Annotated in this window: 20 protein-coding genes and 1 tRNA gene; 7 read left to right on the top strand and 14 right to left on the bottom strand. The window is 42.0% G+C overall.

Features of this window, described 5'->3' with window-relative positions; translation table 11 throughout:
- Positions 1-17: 17 nt before the first annotated feature.
- Together PQ469_RS07245 and PQ469_RS07240 are read right to left on the bottom strand one after the other, a co-directional pair.
- Entirely contained in the window at positions 18-587 is a 570-nt protein-coding gene (locus PQ469_RS07245) for a thermonuclease family protein (protein ID WP_274212341.1), read from the bottom strand.
- Between the two features lie 208 nt (positions 588-795).
- Positions 796-1,152, bottom strand: coding sequence for a glyoxalase superfamily protein (locus PQ469_RS07240; protein ID WP_090644981.1), 357 nt, complete (start codon positions 1,150-1,152; stop codon positions 796-798).
- A 211-nt stretch (positions 1,153-1,363) separates the two neighbouring features.
- On the opposite strand from PQ469_RS07240, the gene PQ469_RS07235 reads away from it, so the two are divergent.
- Together PQ469_RS07235 and PQ469_RS07230 are read left to right on the top strand one after the other, a co-directional pair.
- Positions 1,364-2,512, top strand: coding sequence for a DUF3095 family protein (locus PQ469_RS07235; protein WP_274212340.1), 1,149 nt, complete (start codon positions 1,364-1,366; stop codon positions 2,510-2,512).
- A 92-nt stretch (positions 2,513-2,604) separates the two neighbouring features.
- Positions 2,605-2,865, top strand: a complete 261-nt coding sequence (locus PQ469_RS07230; protein WP_274212339.1) for a (2Fe-2S) ferredoxin domain-containing protein — start codon at positions 2,605-2,607, stop codon at positions 2,863-2,865.
- A gap of 209 nt (positions 2,866-3,074) precedes the next feature.
- Here PQ469_RS07230 and PQ469_RS07225 read toward each other — a convergent pair whose 3' ends face one another.
- The 5 genes from PQ469_RS07225 to PQ469_RS07205 form a co-directional block, all read right to left on the bottom strand.
- The gene (locus tag PQ469_RS07225; RefSeq protein ID WP_274212338.1) at positions 3,075-6,191 is read right to left on the bottom strand and encodes an AsmA family protein; all 3,117 of its coding nucleotides are present in this window, start codon (positions 6,189-6,191) and stop codon (positions 3,075-3,077) included.
- 216 nt (positions 6,192-6,407) lie between these two features.
- A complete protein-coding gene (locus PQ469_RS07220; RefSeq protein ID WP_274212337.1) occupies positions 6,408-6,770 on the bottom strand; it encodes a hypothetical protein in 363 nt (120 codons plus the stop codon).
- 595 nt (positions 6,771-7,365) lie between these two features.
- Positions 7,366-8,232, bottom strand: a complete 867-nt coding sequence (locus PQ469_RS07215; RefSeq protein WP_274212336.1) for an ankyrin repeat domain-containing protein — start codon at positions 8,230-8,232, stop codon at positions 7,366-7,368.
- Between the two features lie 80 nt (positions 8,233-8,312).
- Positions 8,313-10,778, bottom strand: coding sequence for a TonB-dependent receptor (locus PQ469_RS07210; protein WP_274212335.1), 2,466 nt, complete (start codon positions 10,776-10,778; stop codon positions 8,313-8,315).
- Positions 10,779-10,994: 216 nt separating this feature from the next.
- Positions 10,995-11,507, bottom strand: a complete 513-nt coding sequence (locus PQ469_RS07205; protein WP_274212334.1) for a hypothetical protein — start codon at positions 11,505-11,507, stop codon at positions 10,995-10,997.
- 308 nt (positions 11,508-11,815) lie between these two features.
- Here PQ469_RS07205 and PQ469_RS07200 point away from each other — a divergent pair, with 308 nt between their 5' ends.
- Positions 11,816-12,226 carry a response regulator gene (locus PQ469_RS07200; protein ID WP_274212333.1) on the top strand — a complete coding sequence of 137 codons (411 nt, stop codon included), beginning with the start codon at positions 11,816-11,818 and terminating at the stop codon, positions 12,224-12,226.
- 49 nt (positions 12,227-12,275) lie between these two features.
- The gene (locus PQ469_RS07195; protein ID WP_090644952.1) at positions 12,276-12,635 is read left to right on the top strand and encodes a response regulator; all 360 of its coding nucleotides are present in this window, start codon (positions 12,276-12,278) and stop codon (positions 12,633-12,635) included.
- A 135-nt stretch (positions 12,636-12,770) separates the two neighbouring features.
- On the opposite strand, the gene PQ469_RS07190 is transcribed toward PQ469_RS07195, so the two are convergent.
- Both PQ469_RS07190 and PQ469_RS07185 read right to left on the bottom strand, forming a co-directional pair.
- A complete protein-coding gene (locus tag PQ469_RS07190; protein WP_274212332.1) occupies positions 12,771-14,588 on the bottom strand; it encodes a PAS domain S-box protein in 1,818 nt (605 codons plus the stop codon).
- Between the two features lie 20 nt (positions 14,589-14,608).
- A complete protein-coding gene (locus PQ469_RS07185; protein ID WP_090644946.1) occupies positions 14,609-16,171 on the bottom strand; it encodes a hybrid sensor histidine kinase/response regulator in 1,563 nt (520 codons plus the stop codon).
- Between the two features lie 515 nt (positions 16,172-16,686).
- Between PQ469_RS07185 and PQ469_RS07180 the strand changes: the two genes are divergently transcribed.
- Positions 16,687-19,407 carry a PAS domain-containing sensor histidine kinase gene (locus PQ469_RS07180; protein ID WP_274212331.1) on the top strand — a complete coding sequence of 907 codons (2,721 nt, stop codon included), beginning with the start codon at positions 16,687-16,689 and terminating at the stop codon, positions 19,405-19,407.
- 70 nt (positions 19,408-19,477) lie between these two features.
- Here PQ469_RS07180 and PQ469_RS07175 read toward each other — a convergent pair.
- From PQ469_RS07175 to PQ469_RS07160, 4 genes are all read right to left on the bottom strand, one after another.
- Positions 19,478-19,551, bottom strand: a tRNA-Arg gene (locus PQ469_RS07175).
- Positions 19,552-19,657: 106 nt separating this feature from the next.
- On the bottom strand, positions 19,658-19,849 hold the full coding sequence (locus tag PQ469_RS07170; RefSeq protein WP_090644940.1) for a hypothetical protein: 192 nt from the start codon (positions 19,847-19,849) through the stop codon (positions 19,658-19,660).
- 306 nt (positions 19,850-20,155) lie between these two features.
- A complete protein-coding gene (locus tag PQ469_RS07165) occupies positions 20,156-20,893 on the bottom strand; it encodes a DUF4184 family protein (protein WP_274212330.1) in 738 nt (245 codons plus the stop codon).
- 8 nt (positions 20,894-20,901) lie between these two features.
- Positions 20,902-21,093, bottom strand: coding sequence for a hypothetical protein (locus tag PQ469_RS07160; RefSeq protein ID WP_274212329.1), 192 nt, complete (start codon positions 21,091-21,093; stop codon positions 20,902-20,904).
- A 104-nt stretch (positions 21,094-21,197) separates the two neighbouring features.
- Here PQ469_RS07160 and PQ469_RS07155 point away from each other — a divergent pair, with 104 nt between their 5' ends.
- Entirely contained in the window at positions 21,198-22,133 is a 936-nt protein-coding gene (locus PQ469_RS07155; RefSeq protein ID WP_274212328.1) for a Nif3-like dinuclear metal center hexameric protein, read from the top strand.
- A 322-nt stretch (positions 22,134-22,455) separates the two neighbouring features.
- Positions 22,456-23,316 (top strand): N-acetylglucosamine kinase, encoded by an 861-nt coding sequence (locus tag PQ469_RS07150; RefSeq protein WP_090644932.1) that lies wholly within the window; start codon positions 22,456-22,458, stop codon positions 23,314-23,316.
- Between the two features lie 184 nt (positions 23,317-23,500).
- Here the strand turns inward: PQ469_RS07150 and PQ469_RS07145 are convergent, their stop codons facing one another.
- Complete coding sequence (locus PQ469_RS07145; protein WP_369829634.1) at positions 23,501-24,193, bottom strand: NUDIX hydrolase; 693 nt, start codon at positions 24,191-24,193, stop codon at positions 23,501-23,503.
- Positions 24,194-24,319: the final 126 nt, after the last annotated feature.

Genomic DNA, 24,319 nt, shown 5'->3' with positions numbered 1-24,319 from the left:
ACTATAAAGTTAAGGTTTTAATATACTTCTTCAAGCTTTGGTTTACGCTTGTGGTAATGTTTTTTTGGTTTGTGCTGCAGGCTGTCGGTTTGGCCGATGTGGTATGCCGGCTTTTTCTCCCGCCGGTACTCCCATGGCGGTGTCGGGTTGGCATCGGCCCAAAGGCCTAGCCTGCTTTGGCGGGCCTCGTGCTCATACCCTGCCAGCTGGGCATTTTGCGAATATTGCTTGTATTGCCAGGCGTAACCGCTTTTTACCAGCTGGTAATTTACATTGGTGCCGTCCTCCAAAATAACCAATGCAACGGTGCGGCCATAACGGTCATGCACGTTACCTACCAGTTTTACATACTTGCCAAAGCACAAATCCGAAGTAAACTTTTTAGCTGCCTGCCCAAAGGCCTGTGTTTTTTCGGGACAATCCACTTCGGCCAGCCTTACAGTCATTTGCCGGTTATCGCTGCTAAGCAGGCCAATGGTGTCGCCATCTTTTATTTTTACCACTTTATAAAGGTATTCTGGCTTGGGGTTGCAAGCCCAGAGCAGGAGAATGATGATAAGGAGTAGCGAGGAATACTTTTTGAACATTTTTCAAATGTGCAGATTTTAGATTTCAGATGTGCAGATTGAGAGCATAATTTTCATCGGTTTTGAATGTTTTCTATACTCGGATTAAACAGATTAAAGGATTTTTCTGATTTTGCAAATCAAAATCCAAAAATTCTGACAAATCTGCTTAATCCGAGTTCAGACAAAAATCTGCACATCTAAAATTTGAAATCTGCACATCTGAAGCTCATTCCCCATGCAAACTCATCACATTTCCGTCTGGATCTTTGATGTTCAGGAATTTGCCCCATGGGGTTTCGTCAACTTTACCTAATTGGATGCCTTTGGCGGTAAGATCGGCAATGTCGGCATCCAGGTCGTCGGTTTTAATTACAAAGCCGCGCACGCTGCCGGCGGGCATATCGGGAAACCAGTTTACCAGGGTGATAGTAACAGCCGAATCCGGGTATCCCATCTGGATCCATTGCGAACCGTTTGGCCCAAATGGCGCTTCCACAATAACTTCGAAGCCCAGTTTTTGGTAAAATGTCTTGGCGGCCTGCTGGTTGGTTACCGGAATGGAGATAATTTCAATTGCTTTCATACTATATCTTCAGATTAAGTGGCTTTAAGGGTGAATTATGCGTTAATCAAGTTTATGGCTAACCCATGAGTTACGCAAATAATATTTTTATTTTCTTAATCGCTGCCGCACGCTTTTTCGTAATTCGGTTAAACCGGCCAAAAACAATAAAAAAGCATGTTGGCAAAAACCAGTCGGTTTAATTTAATATGGTTGGTATATTTATACATTCATGTCAGCAAATCAACATCAATTTTATAGCAGCCTGCCGGTTAACAACATCCCGCTTGGCAATCTTTTTATTAGAGAAGATTTATTTAGGGATGTCCCTGATGATTGGCATGTCGTCCTAACCGATATTAAGGGCTCAACACAGGCAGTGCTTGCAGGCGGATCGCAAAATGTAAACCTCATTGCTACTTGCAGTATAGTCGCCGTACTTAACATTGCTTTAAAAGCTAATGTTACCGTCCCCTTCTTTTTTGGTGGCGACGGCGCAACGTTTATGGTGCCGCCGGTTATTCTGGGTGAAGCAATGCAGGCGCTTGTGTTGTACAGCGAAAACACCCTAACTAATTTTCAGATTGACCTGCGTACCGGCACCCTGCCGGTAAAACAGGTTTATCACGAGGGATACAAGCTCCGGATAGCCAAACATCGCATTTCCGGAGCGTTTTCAATCCCCGTTGTTTTGGGCAATGGGTTAAGCTATGCCGAAAAGGTTATTAAAGGGCGCCAGGGATTGTTAAATTATGAGGCCCAATTAAACGAACTTGACCTTACCGGGATGCAATGCCGCTGGGATAAAATAGCCCCGCCCGAAAACACCAACGAAGTACTTTCGCTACTGGTTATCGCTTCGGATGAAGACCGGCAACCGGAAGTTTTCAGAAAAGTAATGTGCCATATAGATGAGATTTATGGCGATGAGAAAAAGCGGACTCCTATATCGGTACCCCAACTGAAGCTTAAAACCACCTTTAACCGTATTGGTACCGAGATGCGGATGAGTATAGGAAAGGTGTCGTTTTTTAAGCTGATAATAGCCTGCCTGACCAATTTATATGGCTTTATCTTTTTTACTACCAGGAAAGGTAAGCACTACCTGGAAAAACTTGTAGAAATGTCGGACACGCTGGTAATCGACGGTAAGATAAATACCGTAATAAGTGGTACCTCATCGCAGCGAAGGAATCTACAAAGCAGGCTGGACAAAATGGAAACCGACAGCGAGCTATGCTATGGCCTGCATGTAAGTAGCGAATCTGTAATGTCGTGCTACGTACGTGACCTCGACGATGGCCACATTCATTTTGTCGACGGTGCCGAAGGCGGCTATACGCAGGCTGCCAAAGTAATAAAGGCGAAGTTGAATAAGTAAGATCATCCTGCAACCCTGCCTAATCTTGCAAACCGGGTACAACATAATTGTACTAACTTTGTTAATATCAACATACCTTAATAAAACCCGCTATGAGTAAATTTACCATTCCCGACAAAGTATTGTATGTGTGCACCGGCAGCAAATGCGGCAAAAGGGGTGGAAAAGATATGTACAAGCTGGCCCGATCATACGCCAAACATTACCACGGCGATAGCGAAATTGAAGTAATAGAAACCGAATGTACCGACCGCTGCAAGTTTGCCCCTGTATGCAGCATCCAGCCCGGTAATACCTGGTTAAGCGAGTATAAGGCTAAGGATGTGTTGAAGCTGATGGATTTGATACGGTAGTAAACTGGCATATCAAGGCGGCGAAGACTCACCCGACGAGGCTACGCCCGTTACCCTTTCTTCTGCTGCGCAGGAAAGAGGGGCTTGAAAAGTTTTCCGTTGCTCTTTATTTCAGCGCAGCGTAGCCTGGGCGAGTCGTAGGCACCGTTCAAAGTGGATGATTTAAGCAAAAATCCGAAATCGAAAATCCTTATTCCAAAATCCTCCCCCTACTCCCCTTCCGGCGTCTCCTTTAGCTCGTCTTCTTTTTTGCCTTTGCCTAAATGAACTATCGGTTTTTCCTGGGTACCTGTAATGGTCATCGGGATACCAAAGATACCCAATGGCGGTAGGCCAAGGCGGAATTGCAGGTTTAGCTTGCCATCAAAACTTACCTGCCCTTCAAACCTGGGGCGGAAGCCGGCCATCCTCATTTTGGTACGCTGAATGGTAATGATATTATTGGCTATGGTAGTTTTAATATCAACCTTGCTTACATCATTTTTGCCGCCCAGGCTATCGCGCCCGGTTGTTTTACCTACGGCGCTAAACAATTTAAAACCTTTTACTTTTACCTTTTTAACTGAGAGCACTCCCCCGCCTTTCAGCGATGGATAAATGGGTTTCATATCGCCGTTAAGCTTACCGCTTAATTTATAATCCAACGATACGATACCCTCGGCATTTGCTGCAGATGAGGCCATGTCGTGAAATAATTTCACTTCTTTATAAGCCTTTTTAATGTCAAAATCTTTGGCATCAATATGGTAATCAAAATAAGCTTTTTGCGGGCTGATACTGCCATAGGTAGCATCCATTACTACCGGCGCGCCTATCAGGGTAAAGCCGGTTTGTTTTAAAACTATCTGGCCTTTACTCACGCTCATTTGCCCTTTGGCGTCATTAATATCCAGGCCGTTATATTTTACTTTTTTAACATCGGCAGTAAAATTCAGATCGAGGTTGGCGGGTACCAGGATAACGCCCGATTTGGCCGCTTTTGGGGTAGAGGGGCCGCTGGCAAAAGCTGTAAAATCATCGGCAATAATAAGGCCACTACTTAAATTGAACTCGCCTTTTAATGGTGAATTGGGTTTTACGGCATAATCTATCACATTGGATAACGAGCCGTTAAGCACAATAACCGATTTACCGTAATTGGCGGTAAACTGATCGAACTTCATTTTATCCTGGTTGAAGCTAAACAGGCCCGTTTTAATGAGGAATGGCTTGGGGAACAATTCGGATGTTAAAATTAAATCTTTCACCTTCATGGTACCCGAGTTGGCCAATTGATCATACCGGCCGGCGATGGCATCGCTTTGCTTGCCTTTTAAGGATAGGTTAGTGGTGATAAGCCCTTTTACATTGTAACCTGCCATGGCAAAAACCTTATAAATTTTACCAATATCCAACGATCCGTGCGAATTGATGGCATAATCCAGGTTATCAAAGTTTTTGAGGTTGGCTTTCAGCATAAAGGGCTGCCCTTCGAAGGTGAAGGATACCGGTTTGATATTCACCTTCAGGCCTTTTAATGATCCGGTGCTGTTGCTGATGGCTGTGCTGATCTCCAGGTTTTCAACCGGGTGCGGGTAATATTTGGTTTGGATGTAGCCGCCGTGCAAATCAATCTGCGCGTTCGTAACCGGGAAAATCCTGTTGGCCGGGATATACCTGCCTTTGGTTTGTACATCGGCATCCAGGTTGCCACGCAAACCGATGCTATCAACCGGGTAAAACTTTTTGATATCGGCCAGGTCAAATTTTGCTTTCAGGTTGGCGTCAATCAGGGCACCTGCGGTGTTGCTTAGCTTTAAATAGCCTTTAATATAGTTGTTCAGCGCGTTAATGTTCAGGTTGGTCATGGCCATGGTGGCATGGGCCGGGTTTTGGTCGGGGCAGTTGGCATCAAGGTTAAAGCTTACGTTTTTCATGGCCTCGGGCAGGTTGGCATATTTAAAATATCCGTCCCTGAAAGCAGAATGCAGCGTAAACTTAGGGATACTGGTAATCACGGTATCAATATGATGCCTGATACCTGTTTTCTTTATCCCGGTAGCATATTTACCTTCGGCTACCATGTGCAGCGAGTAGCGTCCCTTTACATCAAATGCCTTTACCCCAAAAGCTTTGTTCCATTTTTCCAGGTCAATCTCGGTATTTATTTTGGCGAAGATTTGCGGCGATTTAACGCCTTTTACTTTAATAACCGACCCAAAGTAGTCCTTCCCGATATTAAAATAAATCGAGTCGATATTCAGGTTCAGGCTATCGGGGTTACAGCCCGGCACTTTGGCCTCCATATTCAGGTACAGGTTTTTTACCGGCTCGGGCGTTTTTTTATTGGCGATGTAGCCATCGCGTACTTTCATACTGAAATCCAAGTCGGGCATTTGTTTGGTAGCGGCAATGTACTTACCAACAAGCGACATCGTGATTTTCCCGTTGCCATTCAGTTCGGTATCATCAGTCCATTTGGCATATTGGGCAGGCAGGGCCGTAAAAATATCGCTCAGGTCCTGCTGATCGGATTTTATCCTGAAATCCATATCGTAACCATCTTTCAAAAACTCAAACTTGCCTTTAAAATCAACCGGCAAAGCATTAATCATCAGGTTGTTTTTTTGAAACACAAAAGCAAGTGATTTGGTATTGATACTGGTAACCAAATCGGCATTTACTTTTTTATGGTAGATGTAGGTTTGGCCGCCGTAGGTAAAATCGACAGAGCCAATTTCGGTATGGGTATACAGGTCAAACACATCTTTGCTCAGGTCGCCCCTGCCCTGGTAGTTAAAATCTCGGGCATCAACCAGCAATGGCATCGATTTATCGTTATAAACCAGGTGGCTTTTCTCAATCAATATCTGCTCAATACCTAATGATGCACTTGCGGTATCCGCTGCCTGTGCCGGTTGGGCGGGCCTGGCTTTGTACACGTTGTAATTGGCATGCCCTGCGCTATCTACCTGGATATTGATGGTGGCTTTGCTCAGGTAAACGCGGTTAATGTTGATTTTGCTTTTAAATACCGAGGAAAGGTCAATTGCCAGCGATACCTCTTTTGCTGCTACCAGCGTATCGTTTTGAAAAGGCGCACTACCGTTGAGCGAAAAATCATTCAAAGTAAGCGTAAGCGCCGGGAATTTTTTGAAGAAGGACAGGCTTGTGCCCGAAAAATTGAGCTTCCCATTAATACTGCTGCCCGCCCATTGTTTTATTTTATTGGTGACAGTTTGCGGAAAGAGGTATGGCAGTAAAAACATTAATGCCAACAGGCTCACCAGGGTAATACCTGTAATTTTAAGCGTTTTAACGAGTATTTTTTTTATTGGGATGGGCATAAAAATAATAGATGATCGGGTGCCATAAAGATAGAGCAAAAAGTTGTGCTGTTGGTAGCGTTTAGCTATAAAAAGAGAACGGCGCCCTCTAAATCTCCAACAAGGGCTACCGCGTGTACACATCTCTATAGCTGGTAGTAATTTTGAAAGCCACTCTGTCAGGAGTGAAATTACGCGCCCAATAAATGATTACTCAGACCTTGTACCAAAAGTCTCTTAACTCTTGATTCTTAATTCTTGCCCCCCTGCTTCTCCCGTTACTTTTTGCAATCCCAGGATAAATTCAATCTGCCGCTCCAGGTGGCCGGTTAATGTTTCCCATTCGCTAAATCGATCCCTTCCTAATAATACCTGGTTGGTATTGGCATTCCAATAGCCGGCGCTTTGCGGCAACCGGGCCGATTCGGCAACCTGGATACTGATTACCTGTTTACTTAGCTTATCGAAAAAGGAGATGGTTTGGCGTGGCGGCATATTTTTCGGGTATGAAGCTAAGATAGCGATATTGCCTGCGGTAAACCAAACAACGGGAAAAACAGGTGACGGCTTTTTAGCATCAAAGTGTACTGTACCGGTCAAGGTGAAACACCCTGACACACCCTGACACGCCCTGGTACGGGGTGGTACGGGGTGGTACACAACTGGTGGTTAATATTTTTAAATAAAACAAATATATAGTATTTAGTCAACAGTACTAAGTCGTAAGTCTAAAGTTGTTTTTCGGGTTTAGAAGCTGTTTAAATTTGGTTTGCCAATGATTTTATGCTTTAACGAATGGACGATGATGCATATCGCGTGGCGGCTAAGACTCACCCGGCGAGGCTGCGCCCGCTACCCTCTCTTCGGCTTCGCCGGAAAGAGGGGCTTGAAAATTTATATTTCCTAATTCACTTATTATCAACAAATAAAACACAACTACCCTCTTTCCAGCGCGGGTAAAGAGCGTCTTGTCGGGCGTAGCCTCGACCGGGTGAATTGTAACCGGCGTTCAAGAGATTGTTTTGTAAATTCCAATACATGAGACCCGGGTGTGAAGCAATAACGATCAGTTTTTTTTAAAGCTTCTTAGAACTTAAGACTTTGGGCTAAAAACTCTCCCTCAATCCGCTCTACTGGTTTCCCTCCCAGGGGACCTTCGTAAAACCTGCTTACACACCATAACTGCCGGGGCGGGTTAGGTGGGGTTATTTCTTAAATATGCAGCTATTTCCGCAAAATTCCTCTTAGCCTCTTCATTCGGGCTTTCATCATTTTCCATGTGCAGGGCCCAACCAAGCGGTGTACCGTGATATACCTTGTCGGGCACATCCAGCTTTGCCCCTGCTTCAACCAATAGCTTTACGCACTCCAATGAGCCGGAATATACGGCCTGGTGCAGTGGTGTGGCATGGCTATGAAAACCGGCACCATTTTCCGGATAGCCATTCGGATCGGCGCCTAAATTTAGCAGGTAGGTTATCATTGGGGGCTTGCCGTAAAAAGCGGCAACGGTTAAGGCCACCAGTAATTCGGCTTTATCGGCCCCTGCTGTAAAACGGATTACATCGTCCATCCTATCCAGCCCGATGGCGGCTGCAAGGGTAAGCTTGCCTCCGCGATTAATGAGATGTGCGGCGGCGTCAAAATTGCCGTGGGCCAATGCACCCAAACCGCCGCCGGGTTTTGCGCCGGCATCAATCAGTGCATCCATCAGGGCTATTTGCACACCGCATTCGCGGGGGATCCTTCCGGTTGCTACCAGGCCAAGGGCATAATCCAGCTGATGTTGCACGGTACCGGCAGCAAATTCTTTTACAAAGCCTATGAGTAGCTGGGTAACAGCCACAATATTTACAGGCAGCTTGCCATTGCGGATAGGGTTATCGGCCACAAACCAAAGCAGGTAGGGGTTTTGGAAATAGCCGGGTTCGGGAAGGTCGAGCTTATCCTGTACCAACCGTTGGTTTTCGGTTACTAAAGTGGTTAATAATTCAATATCACCATTTTCAATAGCTTCTACAGCCTGCCGGAAAAGCGGATCAGTAATGTCAGAATTTTTCATCCCTCCTTAATTGAATGTTAAATAGCTTTTATCAATTAAAGATACAGATGTATTTAAAAGAAATTAAAAATCCCATTCCATCAAAAAGGAAATATCACCTTAAAACTCACATTGCGACCAATGTTATAAATACCCAGGCGACCATTGGGCGAAGCTGTGTAGTATTCAAAATACTTTAGCCTGTTCAGGTTAGATTGATAGGCCGTATCAAACAAATTATCTACCTGTAAAAAAACCTCGCAAAAAGTTTTTTCCGATTTCCGTTTTATGGTTGTACCTGCGCCGATGTTAATAAGTGTATAGCCTGGTGTGGCGGTTTCGGTATTATCCAGGGCATAAAACCGGTTTTGGGCGGCATAAGCATCAGCCTCCGTTTTAAACCAGATTTTTGAAAACACTCCATAAGCCTGCTGCAGGGTAATTTTTATCTCGCTGCGCAAATACAGCGGAGGTATAAAAGGCAGGTACTTTGCCGCCCCGTTTGATTTTTGGATAAGCTGCTGGTTTTGGTTAATACCGGTAACATAAGCTATGCTATTATTAAATGCCAGCCACTTCAATTTTTGCGGATGCAGGTTAACCGTAAACTCCGCACCATAAAGCCGGGCCCTCGACTGCTGGTATTGGTACGTGCTGTTACCCGGAACAATTATTACCGGGTTGCCGGCGGCATCGGTCAGCTTGGCCTGGTAAATGTAATTATCAACCTGGTTATTAAAAAACTCGGCAATAAAGTCTGCATCTTTCAGGTAAGCAATTACACCCAGGTCTTCCTGTAAACTAAATTCGGGATTAAAACTCCTGTCGCCCAGGTAAACAATGTGCGCGCCCGGATCAAGGCCGTTGGAGCCAATCTCGGTGATGTTGGGCGCCCGGTAGCCTCTGCCAATATTGGCTTTAAGCAACAGCCTTTCGTTAACGTTATAAGTAAGCCCTAAACTGCCCGAAATGCCTTTATAAACGTGCTTAAATGCCGGGAACTGCAAATGGGCGCCCGCTGTATCAGGCAGTTTAACCTGCTGCTCAAAGCCGTTGGCCGCATTAGGCCCAACATAAAAATCATTCCAGCTAATGTGGCGGTTATCATACCTTAAGCCTCCGGAAAGATCCAGCTTGCCAAAGCTTTTTTTGGCGAAGATAAAAGCGCCGGCATCAAACAGGTTATAATCGGGTATCGGGAAATCGGTAGCCGCCTTGCTGCGGTTGGCCTGGTACATGCCGTTAATGCCCACGGTACTTTCAATACCGGCAAATGTGGGCAGGTTATATTTCAGGTCGTAATTAAGGGTATTGAGCACTACATATAAACCGGCCTGCTGCGCTAAAGTAGGGTGGTTGTATTCCCTTCGGGTGCTCTGCTGCAGGCCAATGGTGGCATCCAGGCTGCCATTACCCAGCTTTATCTGGTTATGGGTATAAATGCGGTAATGCTGAATGCGCTGGTGAAGTGGTGCTATGACGTATGAGTTTAAATCATCATTACTAACCACGGGCCGGTTTTTAATATTATCTGCTGCAAGCTCATTTACTTGCCTGGTAAACCGCCGGGTGAGCGAATCGCGGCTGCCATCTGGAATTTCCTGCCGGTTATCATATATTGTTGCGGCTATTTGGGAGTACCCCCATTTTTTATCAACCCTGGCCATACCCGATAAATTGTACTCCCTGAAACCCGTATTATAAACCAAACCGTCAATTTTATTCCGGTAATCATGCGCTGCCTTAGCTGTAGCCCTGAAGGTGTATTGCCAGTCTTTATTTTTGTAGGCCAATCCAAGTGATGTGCCAACCATGCCATTGTTGGTATGGTAATCGGCCACATAGTCGCCTTTCAATACGCTATCCGCCCCGTTAGGTACAGCCGGTATCAGGTTAATAACACCGGCAATAGCGTCGGAACCGTAGGTTAAGCTGGCCGGGCCTTTTATCACTTCGGCCCTGCCAATGCCATACTGGTCTATCTCAATGCCGTGTTCATCGCCCCATTGCTGCCCTTCCTGCCTGATGCCATCATACAAGGTTAATACCCGGTTATAACCCAGTCCCCTTATAAAAGGTTTGGAGATATTAGGCCCCGTGGTAACCGCACTTACGCCGGGCACGCCTTTTACTATGGCATCAATAATGTTGTTGTTTACATTCTCGTTCATCTCCTTTTTAGTCATCACGGCAATAGGCACGGGATTGCGCCGCAGTTCGGTAGCCCGTGATACGCCGGTTATAACCACCTCGTTCAGTTTTGAGTAATTCTCTTTCAGGTTGCCGTTTAAAATGGTGGCTTGTTGTTTAACAATAGTTACCCGGGCCTTCTCGGGCAGGTACCCAATTGCCGAAAAAGATACTTCGTAATTTCCCGGGGCAATATTTTGCAGTTGATAATACCCTTTTTCATTGGCCGTGGTACCTATAGTTGTGCCTGTTATGGTAACGGAGCCATAAGCCAACGGTTCGCTACCGGCCGTGAGGCGGCCTTTTAAAAGCCCAGCCTGGGCCAAAGCGCTTACTGATGGCATTAAGAGTATTAAAAACAGGTATAATATTTTCATTTGTATGCAGATCGATTTTAATTTCAAATGCAAAACAAATAAAAATAATTAGTCTAACCTAATTTTATTGTATAAATAAATCTAATTACTAATTTTAAACGACTTAACAATATGGCATGGCTAACCATACCTGCTCTTGCCCAACAGGTAATAAATCAAAAAAAAGAATGTTTTTAGATATAAACGAGCAGCCGGGTTGGCCGCAAGGCCCTTTTATTACTTTAATATCCCGAAGGACCCAAAAAAAACCTCGTTATTTTTGGTGGCCATATTAGCGGGTATCCTGCATGCCAGTGAGTACATTTTGCTGCCAATCAATATCATTTGAATCAATAAAGTATCTTTATTGATATTTTCGGATGCAGACATACTATAAGTAGCATAGGTGTTCCATTTGCCAATTGTAATATCCCCAAAGGTATAGTTTGTTTTTTTAGACGCTATACCAGCCCTCAATTGATTGGCGAATTGCTGGTTACCCTTCATTGGCGCTAAGGCGGCCGAGTCTAAATGAAGAACAACTTTATAATCTATAATTGTAGCGCTGTATGCCATACTGTCCGGTTCCCTTACAGTATAAATATCAACACCATTCTTAGTCGTTTTTTGGGGTTGGGCCGGAAATTTTATCGACAATTTTTCATCAAGGTTTTGTGTTATCCAACCGGTTTGGGCTTTAGCTGATGCAGACATCAGCACAAATAGCAATAGGTAATAGGTTTTTTTCATTTTGTTTTAATAACAATAAATGTACATCATTATTTTGACAAAGCCGATAAGGGGGCGTGATAAAAAACTGACATCGTAAGGAGCCTTTTAGCGCCTAAACAGCTTTGGCGCACCCCGTTAAAACACCTACCCGGCACCCCGTTAAAATACGGGGTATTTTGCCGGCTGCCGACTTTTTTTATTAATATTAAATAATTAAATTAGCTTTCGCACAACTCTGTATTTATCATTATAGTTAAAAGCGACAAAAACCTAAAGGAAAACATTTTCCCGAAAAAACATTTTAACAAAATATTAGTTTAATTTCGATGGATCAAAAAAACACAACTTCCAATATATTGGTAATAGATGATGGCGAGATTGATAATATTATTTTTGAAAAAGTAGTAAAAAGGGTGATGTCAAATTCAAATATTGATGCCTGTTATGATGCCAAAAGCGCTATTGATAAACTAATGCATATCAGCAATACCGCCCCCCATCTTTTTCCTGATTACATATTTTTAGACTTGACCATGCCGGTTATGGATGGATGGGATTTTTTGGATGAGTATAGGAGATTAAATATCGATCCGCTTAAGCAAAGTAAAATATATCTTTTATCTTCGTCGATATCAATTAAAGATATCAACCGGTCGCGCATGAACCCCTTGGTGTTCGATTTTATTTCAAAACCAATGAACAGGCAAAAGGCCGAGGCCATTTTTGAAGTTTCCTAAGCTTCAGAACTATACATATAAATATGAACGAAACTAAACTTCTTTATCCATGTTGAAAAGCATTTTGGTAATTGAGGACGATACCGACATTTTAAGTACAATTGAAAATGTTTTGGTTTACAACAATTTTGCGGTCACGGGTTTAACCCATACAGAGGACATTATTGAATCTATAAAAACCTATAAACCCGACCTTGTATTAACCGATTATATGTTACCTGGTATGAATGGCGGTAAAATATGCCAAACCATTAAAAGCACCAGGGAAACCAACCATATCCCCGTTATCCTGATATCTGCCTATCACCGGCAGGCTATATCATTAGCCAATTTCAACTACGATGTTTATATCCCCAAGCCATTTGACATTGATAAACTGGTACAGGCTATTAATAAGCTTTTAAATTAGGGGTAAGTTAGTAATACTAAGTCTTGAGTAAAAAGTTAGTTTTATTTTTTTGACTCAGAACTTAAGACTTTCGGCTAAAGACAGTCTGTCGTTACACCATCAACATAATATGAGTTCATGGTTTTGTTATCAGCACTATGAAGCTGCCTGTATAGCCACACTATTGCAAGGCAATTTTATTGTTGTAACAGCACCAAGGCCGGGGCCATCGCTTTGTATTTGAAATGAACCATCATGACTGTCGATAATTGATTTGCAATTATATAAACCCAGGCCGGTGCCGCTTTCTTTGGTTGTAAACCCTCTTTTAAAGAATTTATTTCCCGTTTCGGCATCAAAGCCTTTACCATTGTCGGCCATCCTGAGCTCAAAAAAGCCGTTGGCGTTACTTAAATTAATCTCGATTGTTTTTTCGTCTTTTTCAAGATCAATTGCCTCAATGCTGTTTTTAAGTACATTTAAAATAACCTGCATTAATTTAGTATGATCGCCTTTTAAAACATATTCGCCGGGTGCAATAGCTATTTTTAACTGGATGCCCTTCTTATCTGCAGATGCCAAAAGCATAGCTTTACAATCATCAATAATATTTACCAGGTTTACCATTTTGCGATCATGCGAACCTCCGTGCCCTTTAACAAACTGGCGCTGGATACTTAAAATATCCTGTATGTGCGAAAGAATGTTCAATAATTCGGTAACCGCGGTTGAAATTTCGCCTTTGTTTTCGGCCTGCGATTTGTAAATACTATCGGTAAGCGATACCAGGGCATTTGCCTTATCGGCGCCAATTGCGCGTTCAAGTGCGCTTTGCTGGCTTTTTATAAACAACGCCAGGCTTTTAATGGTATCAACGTTATACCTGTCCATAACCCGGTTAATGCGGTTAAGGTATGAGCCAAAGCCTACCAGTGCGTTGCCTATGTCATGTAATACTTCTGATGCTATTTCAAATTTGCCCTGGGCTATCGCTTTTTCCAGCTCCTGCTCTTTTTGTGATATCAGCTGCGCATTTGCAAGCTTTAAATCTTCTGCCTGGCTGCGCAGTTCTTCTGATTGAAGGTTTAGTTCCGCGTTAAGCTTATTTAAAGCCTCTTCGCTCTTCTTGCGTTCGGTAATGTTGTGGCCAATGCCCAATATACGTTCAACCTGCCCCATTTCATTACGCACAGGTACTTTTGAAGTTAGCAACCAGTGCTTATTACCTGCTTTGTCAAAAAACAACTCTTCTTTATTTACTATCGCTTTGCCCGCCTCAATTACATTTAAATCATCTTGATATCCGCGCAGCCCAATTTCATTGTTAAATAACTCCAGGTCGGTTTTGCCAATCACATCAGCTTCTGATTGCGCACCAATGTTGGCTACATCGGCAATATTGGCTACTATCTTTCGGCCGGCGGCATCTTTTATATAAATGGCATCGGGTAAATTATCTATAAGTGTGCGCAACAGTATTTTTTCAAGCTGCAGTTGTTCTTCTACTTTTTTTGATGCCGTTACATCGGTATGGGTACCTATTATCCGTTTTGAATTGTTTCCCTGCCTGCTGTTTACATAACGCCCTCGCGACCAGATCCACACCCAGCTGCCATTGGCATGGGCCATCCTGAAAAAGCTTTCATATATCTTATCTGTAGGGTTGTTTACATACTCTTCAAAACGGGCAGCGGCCATTTCCCGGTCTTCGGGATGTAACAAATTGGTCCACGTTTCATTTAAATTTCCTTTGCCCGAATCGTCAAACTCGTTAATTGACCTGCCCAATAATAAAAAGTATTCTTCATTGCAGTTTAAAAAACCTGTTTCGGTAAAATATTCCCAGGCGCCTATATCAGATGCCACCATAAGTTCCCGGTAAGTTTCAATTGTTTTTGTGAGCTCTTCAATAACTTCCGGCGAATTGGAAGCATTAACAACCGGCTGGCTATCGTTCAATGCAATGTCAATCATCTTAGTATATCGTTATAGTGTTATAATGGCAAGCTTATCGAAAACACAGCGCCCTGATCGTTTTTTACGGTAATATCACCGCCATGCGCGGTCATGAATTGTTTTACAATGGCAAGCCCCAAACCGGTACCGTTTTTCTTTTGCCGGGTAACAAAGGGTTCAAATAGGGTACTCATTATTTCATCGGGGATACCCGGGCCATTATCGGCTACGCGTATAATAACATAATCGTCCTGTATTTCGGCACTGATGTTGAGCGTGGCGTTGGGGGTTTTATGATCGTGAAGCGCATCAACCGCGTTGTTTACCAGGTTGCTTAACGTTCTGCGTAATTTACTCTCATCGCCATTTACAAATAAAGGGTCGGGTACGTTAACATTTATAATAATATCAGCCGCCCCGTCCCTTATCTCTACCTGTTTCACCGCATCCCATGCAACTTTGTTGATGTTAACAGGTATCTTTTTAACAGGGGTGTTTTTTATAAAATCTAAAAAGTCATCAAAAATTAACGACGCCTGCTCGGCCGATTTATCAATCAGGTCGATCAAATCGCTTTCAAGGCCATCCTCGCGCATCATTTCTGTCATCAATTTTATATTTTTAACAGGCGTGCGCAGGTCATGCATTACCATACCAATTACCTGCCCAACGGCGGATAATTTTTCTTTTTGTATCAGCTTCTCATTTAATTCGGCATTCCTGATAGCCTGGGCGGCGTTTTGCACAAAAAGCTTTAACATATACATTTTTTCGGTTTTAAGCCTTTCCTGTTTTTTAAGCACCGCGAATACCGAATAAGTATCAAGGCGGGCAAGCACAAGCTCATCTACCTGTATTACTTCATCCTTTTCTATCTGTATACTTTTAACACGTGCAATCAGCTCCTGAAGATTTATTCTTTCCTCTATCGCGCCTATAGAAATTATTTTTTCGTAAGCAAAATCGTCATCCAGTTTACCTATCAAAGCCAGGTCGGTATCTAACGAGCCTGCCAGCTGGTCAAGAATATTTTTCAGCAACGATGTCAGCTGCATTTTATTTAAGCCGATAGAAGAAATAGATTCTATCAGTTTTTCAAGGTTCCTTAATTTATTATAATCGGTTACCGCTTTTGTAGCCAGCTGAATAATCTCTTCGGGGGCGTAAGGTTTACAATGGTAGCCAACGTTTTGCCCGGCCTGTTCAACAATTTCATCAATAGACCGGTCGCTGAAAGCAGTAATAAAAATAATTTCGGCTTTCACATCATATTTCCGGATTTCCATGGCAGTTTCCAGGCCACTCCACCCCGGCATCCGCATATCCAAAAATATAACGGCGTATGGTGTGCCGTTTTCAACAGCTTTTTTTACCATCCTGGCCCCTTCCATACCATTGGAAGCTTTTGCAACGGTAAACTCCGGAATGCCCCGGGCGCGCGTTCCTAATAACGGCTTTGGAACATCAAAAAGAATATTAAATGCCTGATCGATATTTTCCTGTTCCTCATCATTATAATTCGGCATCAATATATCCTCGATATTATCGCGGACTAATTCTTCATCGTCAATGACCAATACAGCGGTATTAGGCTTGTTCATAATTCTTTAAAATTAATTTAACTTAGGTGGTTTCAATTATAGGCTTTTACGGTAGAATTTGGATTAGGTTGTTGAATTATGAAAACTGCCGGAATATATATTAAAAGGGGCTTTATTGCATAAAAAACGTGTTATAATACCTGCAATATCTTTAAATCAGGGATAATATTAAAATCCTGATTTCGTGCAAAAACGCCAGGGGATTAGAAAAAAGAGCAAATCACCTGGCGTCTCGCGAAAAAACCTTGTTGACATCGATACTTAATTTATAATATAAGGCTACCCCAAACAGGTAAGGTTAAATAAACTATTTTTTGAGTACGGTAATAATTAAATGTATTTTCAAAAAATGAAACTCACATAATGTATTCGCCGTATAGCAAATTGATTTCTTGTACGTTTCAATTTTGTATCTTTCTATATTTAAGTCGATTGTAACCCGCTGTAACAATTTATCATATACTTGTCCCGGATCAACAGATCATAACGCAGGTTATGATTAATTAATAAATAAAATGCCCGGTAAAGACACAACCAATTTAAAATTGACGAATCAAATCGGCAATACGCTTTTCGATCTGTTTGTATCAAATGTAGATGAATGCGCCATATTCATGACGGATCCTGATGGCTATATCCTCACCTGGAATGAAGGAGCAAAACGTCTTAAAGGTTATACCCAAAAAGAAATATTGGAAAAAAATATTTCCATATTCTACCCCTCCGAAGATGTACTGAAAAACAAACCGCAAAACCACCTGAAAAAGGCGCTGATGAACGGAAAGCATGAAAGCGAAGGCTGGCAGATAAAAAAGAATGGGGTGCGGTTTTGGGCCAATGTTATTTTCACCCCGATATATGATGACGATAAAAAGCTTTTGGGGTTTGCTAAGTTCACGAGGGCTATAAACCAGAAGGATAAAAGCGACCAGTTAAGTATAGCCAACGTAAATACAGCAAAAAGTAAGCACGAAAAAAAAGCAATACCTCAACTAAATTTCCAGAAACTTATTGAGAATAGTCATGATGGCATTGCCCTAATGGATAGCAAGTTTAAAGTATTTTACAGAAGCCATTCAACCGAACGCATAAGTGGCTGGAGTGAAGAAGAAAGGCGCGAACGTGATTTCATCGCCTTGATTCATCCGGACGACATACCTGTTATTGAAAAAACACTGCAGGAAATATTGTTAAAACCCGGCTCGTCTGTGCTTGCAACCATACGTGCCATGCATAAACAAGGACATTATATTTGGGCAGAAACCATTTATACCAACATGCTTTATGATGCCGACGTTAATGCCATTGTTTGCAATTACAGGGATGTTAGCGAAAGAAAGAATGCAGAAAATTTATTAAGAAAAAGAACCGAACAGATTGACCTTTTTTTGGACCGCATTACAGACGGGTTTATTTCACTGGATAGTAACTTCTGCTACATTTATGTAAATAAAAAATTCTGCGAGTCAGTTGGCCTCCCGGCCGAATTGCTCATTGGCAAATGTGTGTGGGATGTGTTTCCCCAATCGGTGGGTTCCGAAACGTATAAAGCTTTTCACAAAGCTTTTAATGAACAAAAATTTGTACGAAGCGAAGATTATTACGCACCGTTAAGCCTTTGGTATGAAGATACTATTTATCCGTCGGAAGCAGGCCTGTCTGTTTTTATTAAAGATATAAGCGAACAGAAAAAGGCCGAACAGCAGGTATTGGAAAAGCAGGAAGAGCTAAAGAAAGCCCAGCAAATGCAGTCGGCAATATTGAATGCGTTGCCACCTTTAATTGCTTTGCTTAATGAAGAAGGTAAAATCATTGCAGTAAATGATTCATGGAAAAAATTCATACTTGAAAATAAGCTCGATATTACCGACGATGGTGTAGGATATAGCTATTTGGCTATTTGTGAAAAAGCGATAGGTTTTGATAGTGTTTATATAGATAAAGCAGCCCGGGGCATAAAAAACGTTTTATTGGGTGAGGCAAAAGAGTTTGGACTGGAACACTACGAAGATTTGACAGGCAAAAGGCATTGGTTTAAGCTCCTGGTAGCGCCGTTACAAGACAAAAGCAGTAAAAATGCAATTGTAATGCATATTGATATCACTGATCAAAAAACTGCCGAACAATCATTGATAAAGTCAGAAGCTAACCTTCGGTCGATATTTGAAAACACCGATCTTTCGATTGTGTTACTGGATACTAAGCTTAAAATAGCATCGTTCAACACCAACGCACAAAACCTTGCCATAAAACATTTTGGTAAAAAGTTAAAGGTTGGGAGCGAAGGCCCGGCCTTTTTACCTGAAGAGCGCAGGGCTCTTATTGAGGAGAGCATAGGGCGTGTTATTAAAAACAACGAAATAGTTACCTACGAGGCATTTTATAGTATGAAAGATGGCTCGATGGAATGGTTTGATGTAAAATGGATAGGCGTTGTAGGCGAAAAAGGCGACAACGTGGGCGTGGTGCTTACTTTTAAAAACATTACCGCTAAGAAGCAGTATGAGAAAGAGCGCAGCAAGATAACAGCAGACCTTGTACAGCGCAATAAAGACCTGGAAGAATATGCTTATATTGTTTCACATAATTTAAGGGCGCCGGTGGCAAACATCATGGGGCTGTCAAATATATTAAGCGCCGCCGAGCCCGACATCGACGATATAAAAGGCCCGCTACATGCCCTCTCGGTCTCGGCAAATAACCTGGATAAGGTTGTTATTGATTTGAATCAGATACTGCAGGTTACCAGGCGGGCTAACGACAAATTTGAATGGGTATCATTTGCTTCGGTTATCGAAGACATCCGGGAAGATATCTGCGGTATAATAGCCCCAAATAGGGTTACCATAAAAAACAATTTTAGCGGAATTGATAAATTATGGAGCCAAAAAAGTTTTTTACACAACATATTTTTGAATTTAATAACCAATGGCATTAAATACAGGCGGGAAGGTCATGACCCTGTTATTACCATACGAAGTGTGCGTACAAAAAATATAGTAACGCTAACTTTTGAAGACAATGGCAAGGGGATTGATCTTGAAAAACACGGCCATCAAATATTTGGCCTGTACAAAAGATTTGACAGGCATACCGAGGGCAAGGGAATGGGGCTTTTTATGGTAAAAACACAGGTTGAAAGCCTCGGTGGGCGCATTAGTGTGCAAAGCACCCCGGGCAAAGGCACAAAATTTACAATAGAAATGCCCGTATTGGATACTGATTTAATTTCGTGATAGCGAATTGATCAGATTGACTGCTTTAAAATAGAAAAAGCCTCTCCGTTTGTTTAGAGAGGCTTATCTGTGATCCCATTTGGATTCGAACCAAAGACCTACAGATTAGAAATCTGTTGCTCTATCCAGCTGAGCTATAGGACCATCTGTAAAATCAACGACTTTATGGCAATGTATCATGCCATCGTGTTTTTCGCGGTGCAAATATGCAAAATTATGCTGAATTATCAATCACAAATTTGTGATTTGATTAACGAACTGTCCTTTTTTCGATTCTTTTATAAGCGTATTCGGCGGAATCCACGTTTACATAATCAGAGAATTTCGGGTTGGGATGATATTGTTTTTTAATGTATTTTAAAACTCCGGCAAATAGCACACCTATCATCAGCAACAAACAAAGCGAGAGCAATATTGCTCCAAAGGTAATTACAAAGTCCATCTTAATTAGTATTTTATAATTATTACGCAAACGAATTGTAAAGGTTATACTTTTTTTAAAATCGAAGTTGAAATGAAATTATTGCGGATTAGTCCGAAAAATTAAAGGGGGAATAATTACCGGCAGAAAAAACAAGGCAAAATAAAAGCCCCTTGCACTCGCTGCTTGGGGCTTTAAACCTAAACCTTATCACAATTAATAAGTGTGAAACACTTACCTTATGAGGTAGCAAATATAGAATTCTTAAGTATATGTTGCAAATCCGGAGGCTTAAATTTGGGCACAATGCTAAAATTAACAGAAATATTACAGTTTTTTTTGTAGGCCCGAATCAAAAGCCGACGCTATAACTAATCCAATTAGGCCTCCTGCGATAGCTGTTACCAATAAATTACCAAACAAATACGAATCGTGGCTTTTAAATGATAGCCTTACAATTACTGTAAATACCGATGTTAAAAATACGATGAGCCAGTATTTAAACACATTGCCCGCACTGGTAACAGCACTTTTTGGCAACCCCCATATTGTGTACCCAATGAACGCGAGCCCTGCAAGTGTACTGCCATGTTGTAGTAATGAATAACAGTAAATAGGTTGTCGGCCCAATTGAACAACCACTGCGGAAAGGAATGGAAAAAGCCTTACAAAATAGCCGGAAGAATGGGTAAAACTATCCCATAAAATATGGGAAGCAGCGCCGGCTATAACCGATAACCCTATTATAAACACGGTAGCAAAGGATATTTTTAACAGCTTCTTTTTATATGCCAAAAACCGGCTATTCAGTTGAATAGGCAGATGATCAATCAATTTATCTTTTACCACAAACAAGTAAATGAATGTTAGCAATAAGCCGAGGGGCAAATCAAAATAAAATAACCCGACCACCGAATGTCCGTAAATAGCCTTTACCCGCATCCTGATAAAATATTCAAAATCGGGTGTCATGCTGCCAATTATTAAACCGGTTATTGAGTACCATCGTTTAGGCAGATGTTTTAGAGGTAAAATGATGGCGGGGTGGGCGAAGGTGAAGGGCATATGTTTAGCTATGCCTTAAGTTGTTTTTCAATATCAAGCGCGTATTCCTTGCAGGTATTAAGCCCGCGTTCAAACTCAGTATCTGTCGTTCCAACCTGTCTTCCAGATCTATCTGAAGCCAAAAATCTAAAAACGCCATTAGATACTTCTTCATAAGTTAGCAACCAGCCAGGCAGTATTTCGATTGTATTTCTGTTCATAGATGTTCTTTCACGAAGATAACATGAATCTTGGAATGTAAACCAGGCACCTTACTTATTTGCGCGCCTATTCTATATATTTGATCAATCACCATTCAACTATCATGAATACAACAAAAAAACTTTTTTCCTTAAATAAGGATTATACCCGCCGTAAATTTATTTTTAATGTTGGCAAAGTGGCCGCCGCCTCGGCATTGCTGAGCGCTCCATTTGTGGGCCGGGCTGCCAATTTTTTTGAGGTTAAAGAGGATGTAACAGTCGGGCAGATTATCGATAAATTCATCAGCCAGATAGCCGGGGCACCTTTTCCTAAAACGGTAGATACGCTTAAATCGGGCAATCTGGATATTAAAGTTACGGGCATTGTTACTACCATGTTTGCCACTATTGATGTGATAAAACGGGCTATAGCCTTAAATGCCAACTTTATTATAGCCCATGAGCCCACTTTTTATAACCATGCCGACGAAACCGACTGGCTGGCCAATGATGATGTATACCAATATAAAGCCAAACTACTTAAAGATAACAACATTGCCGTATGGCGTAACCACGACTATATTCATAGCCTTAAGCCCGACGGCGTAGGCATGGGCGTACTAACCCAATTAAGCTGGGCGGCCTATTACCGGCCCGACCTGGGCAATGTGCTGGTGCTTCCGCCTACCAACTTAGCTGCTTTAATTGAATACCTGAAAAACAAACTATCCATTAATAAAGTGCGCTACATTGGCAACCCGGCGCAAAACTGCCAAAAGGTATTGTTTTTACCCGGCGCCGCGGGCGGTAAAAGGCACATAACCGAAGCCGGCAAAGTAAAACCCGATGTGTTAATTGTTGGCGAAATACAGGAATGGGAAACTGCCGAATACGTGCGCGACGCGCAGGCAAAGGGGGATAACTTATCGCTGATTGTATTAGGCCATATCGCCAGTGAAGAACCCGGATCGGAGTTTATGGCGGGTTGGTTAAAACAGCATTTTGCGGCAATTAAATCGGTACATATTCCGGCAAATAATTCATTGTCGTTCATGTAAACGTTACCGGCTTAGTGTAATTATATACAAGTATTATTGATAGATGTTGCTAAATAATTTAACATTACGTACAATTGCAAAAAAAATGACCGCAATGGCCTAATCCTCAATTACATGTTGATTTTACATTTATTATAATACCCTGATGTAATGAAAATGTGTTGTTGATAATGATACTTTAAGCCAGTAACGTTAGATTTTGTGTAAAAAGAAAGTGTAATTAGCATAAAAATGGCAATTTTTATGATTTAGGTTACAAAGTGTTTTTTTTACAATAAGTTAATCATACTTTTAACCCAATTTTTCTAATAAAACTTTATTTATGATCATAATTGCTGACGGTGGCTCAACTAAAACAAACTGGTGTCTGGTTACCGAAGAAGGTAAAAAAGTGTATTTCAACACTGAGGGATATAACCCCTATTTTTCAAGTACAGAGTACATCATCCAATCGTTAAACGAAAGCTTGCCTACCGACCTTGATAAAAACGAAATAACCGAGGTTAATTATTACGGGGCCGGCTGCTCAACAGATGATATGCGCAACCTTGTAAAAGTTGCGATGGAAGCTGTTTTTACTAAAGCTAAGGTATACATAGGCCATGATTTGCTTGCTGCGGCACGCGCCCTGTTAGGCAATACCGAAGGTTTTGCGGCTATTTTAGGTACAGGTACCAATTCTTGTATTTACGATGGTAAAAATGTTGTACATAATATCGATTCGGGCGCTTATATCCTGGGCGATGAAGGCAGCGGCTGCTATATCGGCAAAAAATTATTAGTTGATTATTTGCGCGGTTACATGCCCGAGCCTGTGCGCAACCTGTTTTGGGAAACCTTTAAACTTACGCCCGATGATATTAACGAGCAGGTTTATACCCAGCCACGCGCCAACCGCTTTTGCGCAAGCTTCAGCAAGTTTGTTTATGATAACAATGTGCACATTGAATACTCACGTAATTTAGTACGTACCTCGTTCGAAGATTTTTTCCGTAACCTGGTTACCCACTACCCCGACTATCAAAAATATACCTTTAACTGCATAGGCTCGGTAGGGTACAACTTCCGTAACGTACTGGAAGAAGTAGTTACCGAAAACGGAATGGTTGTTGGTAACATCATCCGCTCGCCTATAGATAACCTGGTTAAATACCATTTGGAGTTATCGCCGAGCAGCTTGTAGTTGGCAATCCTCAGTTTGCAGTAAGCAGCTATTTGCAGTTTGCAATAATTAGTTAGCAGTTTGCACAAAAAAAGCTTCAGTGACTACCACTGAAGCTTTTTCATTTAGGATTATACACCTGGCATGCCTTTGCGTATTACAGCCAACCAAGAACTGCAAACTGCCAACTAAAGACTGCAAACTGCTACCCGAGGCTCATTTCACCCTGAAATATCTTCCCGTACTTGCGTTTATCAAACTTGTACAGTTTGGCTGCACGGTAGCTTACCCCTTTTTGCTTCTCGTCCAGCTCTTTTAAAAAGCCGTAGCTGAGCATTTTTTTGCGGAAGTTACGTTTATCCAGCTTTTTGTTAAGTACAGCCTCGTATAATGATTGTAACTGGGTAAGCGTAAATTTTTCAGGTAACAACTCAAACGCTATAGGCTGGTAATGCAGCCTGCGGCGGATTTTATTGAAGCCGGTATTAAAAATTTCGCTGTGGTCAAATGCCAGCTTAGGTAAATCGTTTACCGGGTGCCAGATGGCTTTTTTGGCAAACTGGGTTACCGGGCGCAGCTCCTTTTGCCCGTTGATACGAATAAGCGCGTAATAGGCAACCGTAATTACACGGCCTTGCGGGTGTCTGTTAACCTCGCCAAAGGTGTGGAATTGTTGCATATGCAAATCGCGCAGCCCCGTAAGCTCATACAGGATCCGCTCGGCGGCATCGTCTATGCTTTCGTCCTGCTCAACAATGTAGCCGGGCAATGCAAACCAATCTTTATATGGTTCTTCGTTACGCTCAATTAATAAAATCTTAAGTTCGCCGGCTTCAAAACCAAAAATTACGCAGTCTATCGAGAATACGGAATCAAACTTAGGCAGCATTAGTTCCAAAATACTTATCGGGATTTAATTTACAGTTTAAATATATGACCTTAATTCCTAATCTAAAAAAAAACAAATAAATTTAATGGTGTAATTTACACACTGTATCTTCGTAGCACAAATTTAGTAGTGTAA

Origin of the sequence: Mucilaginibacter sp. KACC 22773 (assembly GCF_028736215.1) — a bacterium.
In the GTDB taxonomy this organism is placed as follows: Bacteria; Bacteroidota; Bacteroidia; order Sphingobacteriales; family Sphingobacteriaceae; genus Mucilaginibacter.
Note: the sequence above shows the minus strand (reverse complement) of the source record. Positions and strands in the feature narration are given on the sequence as shown.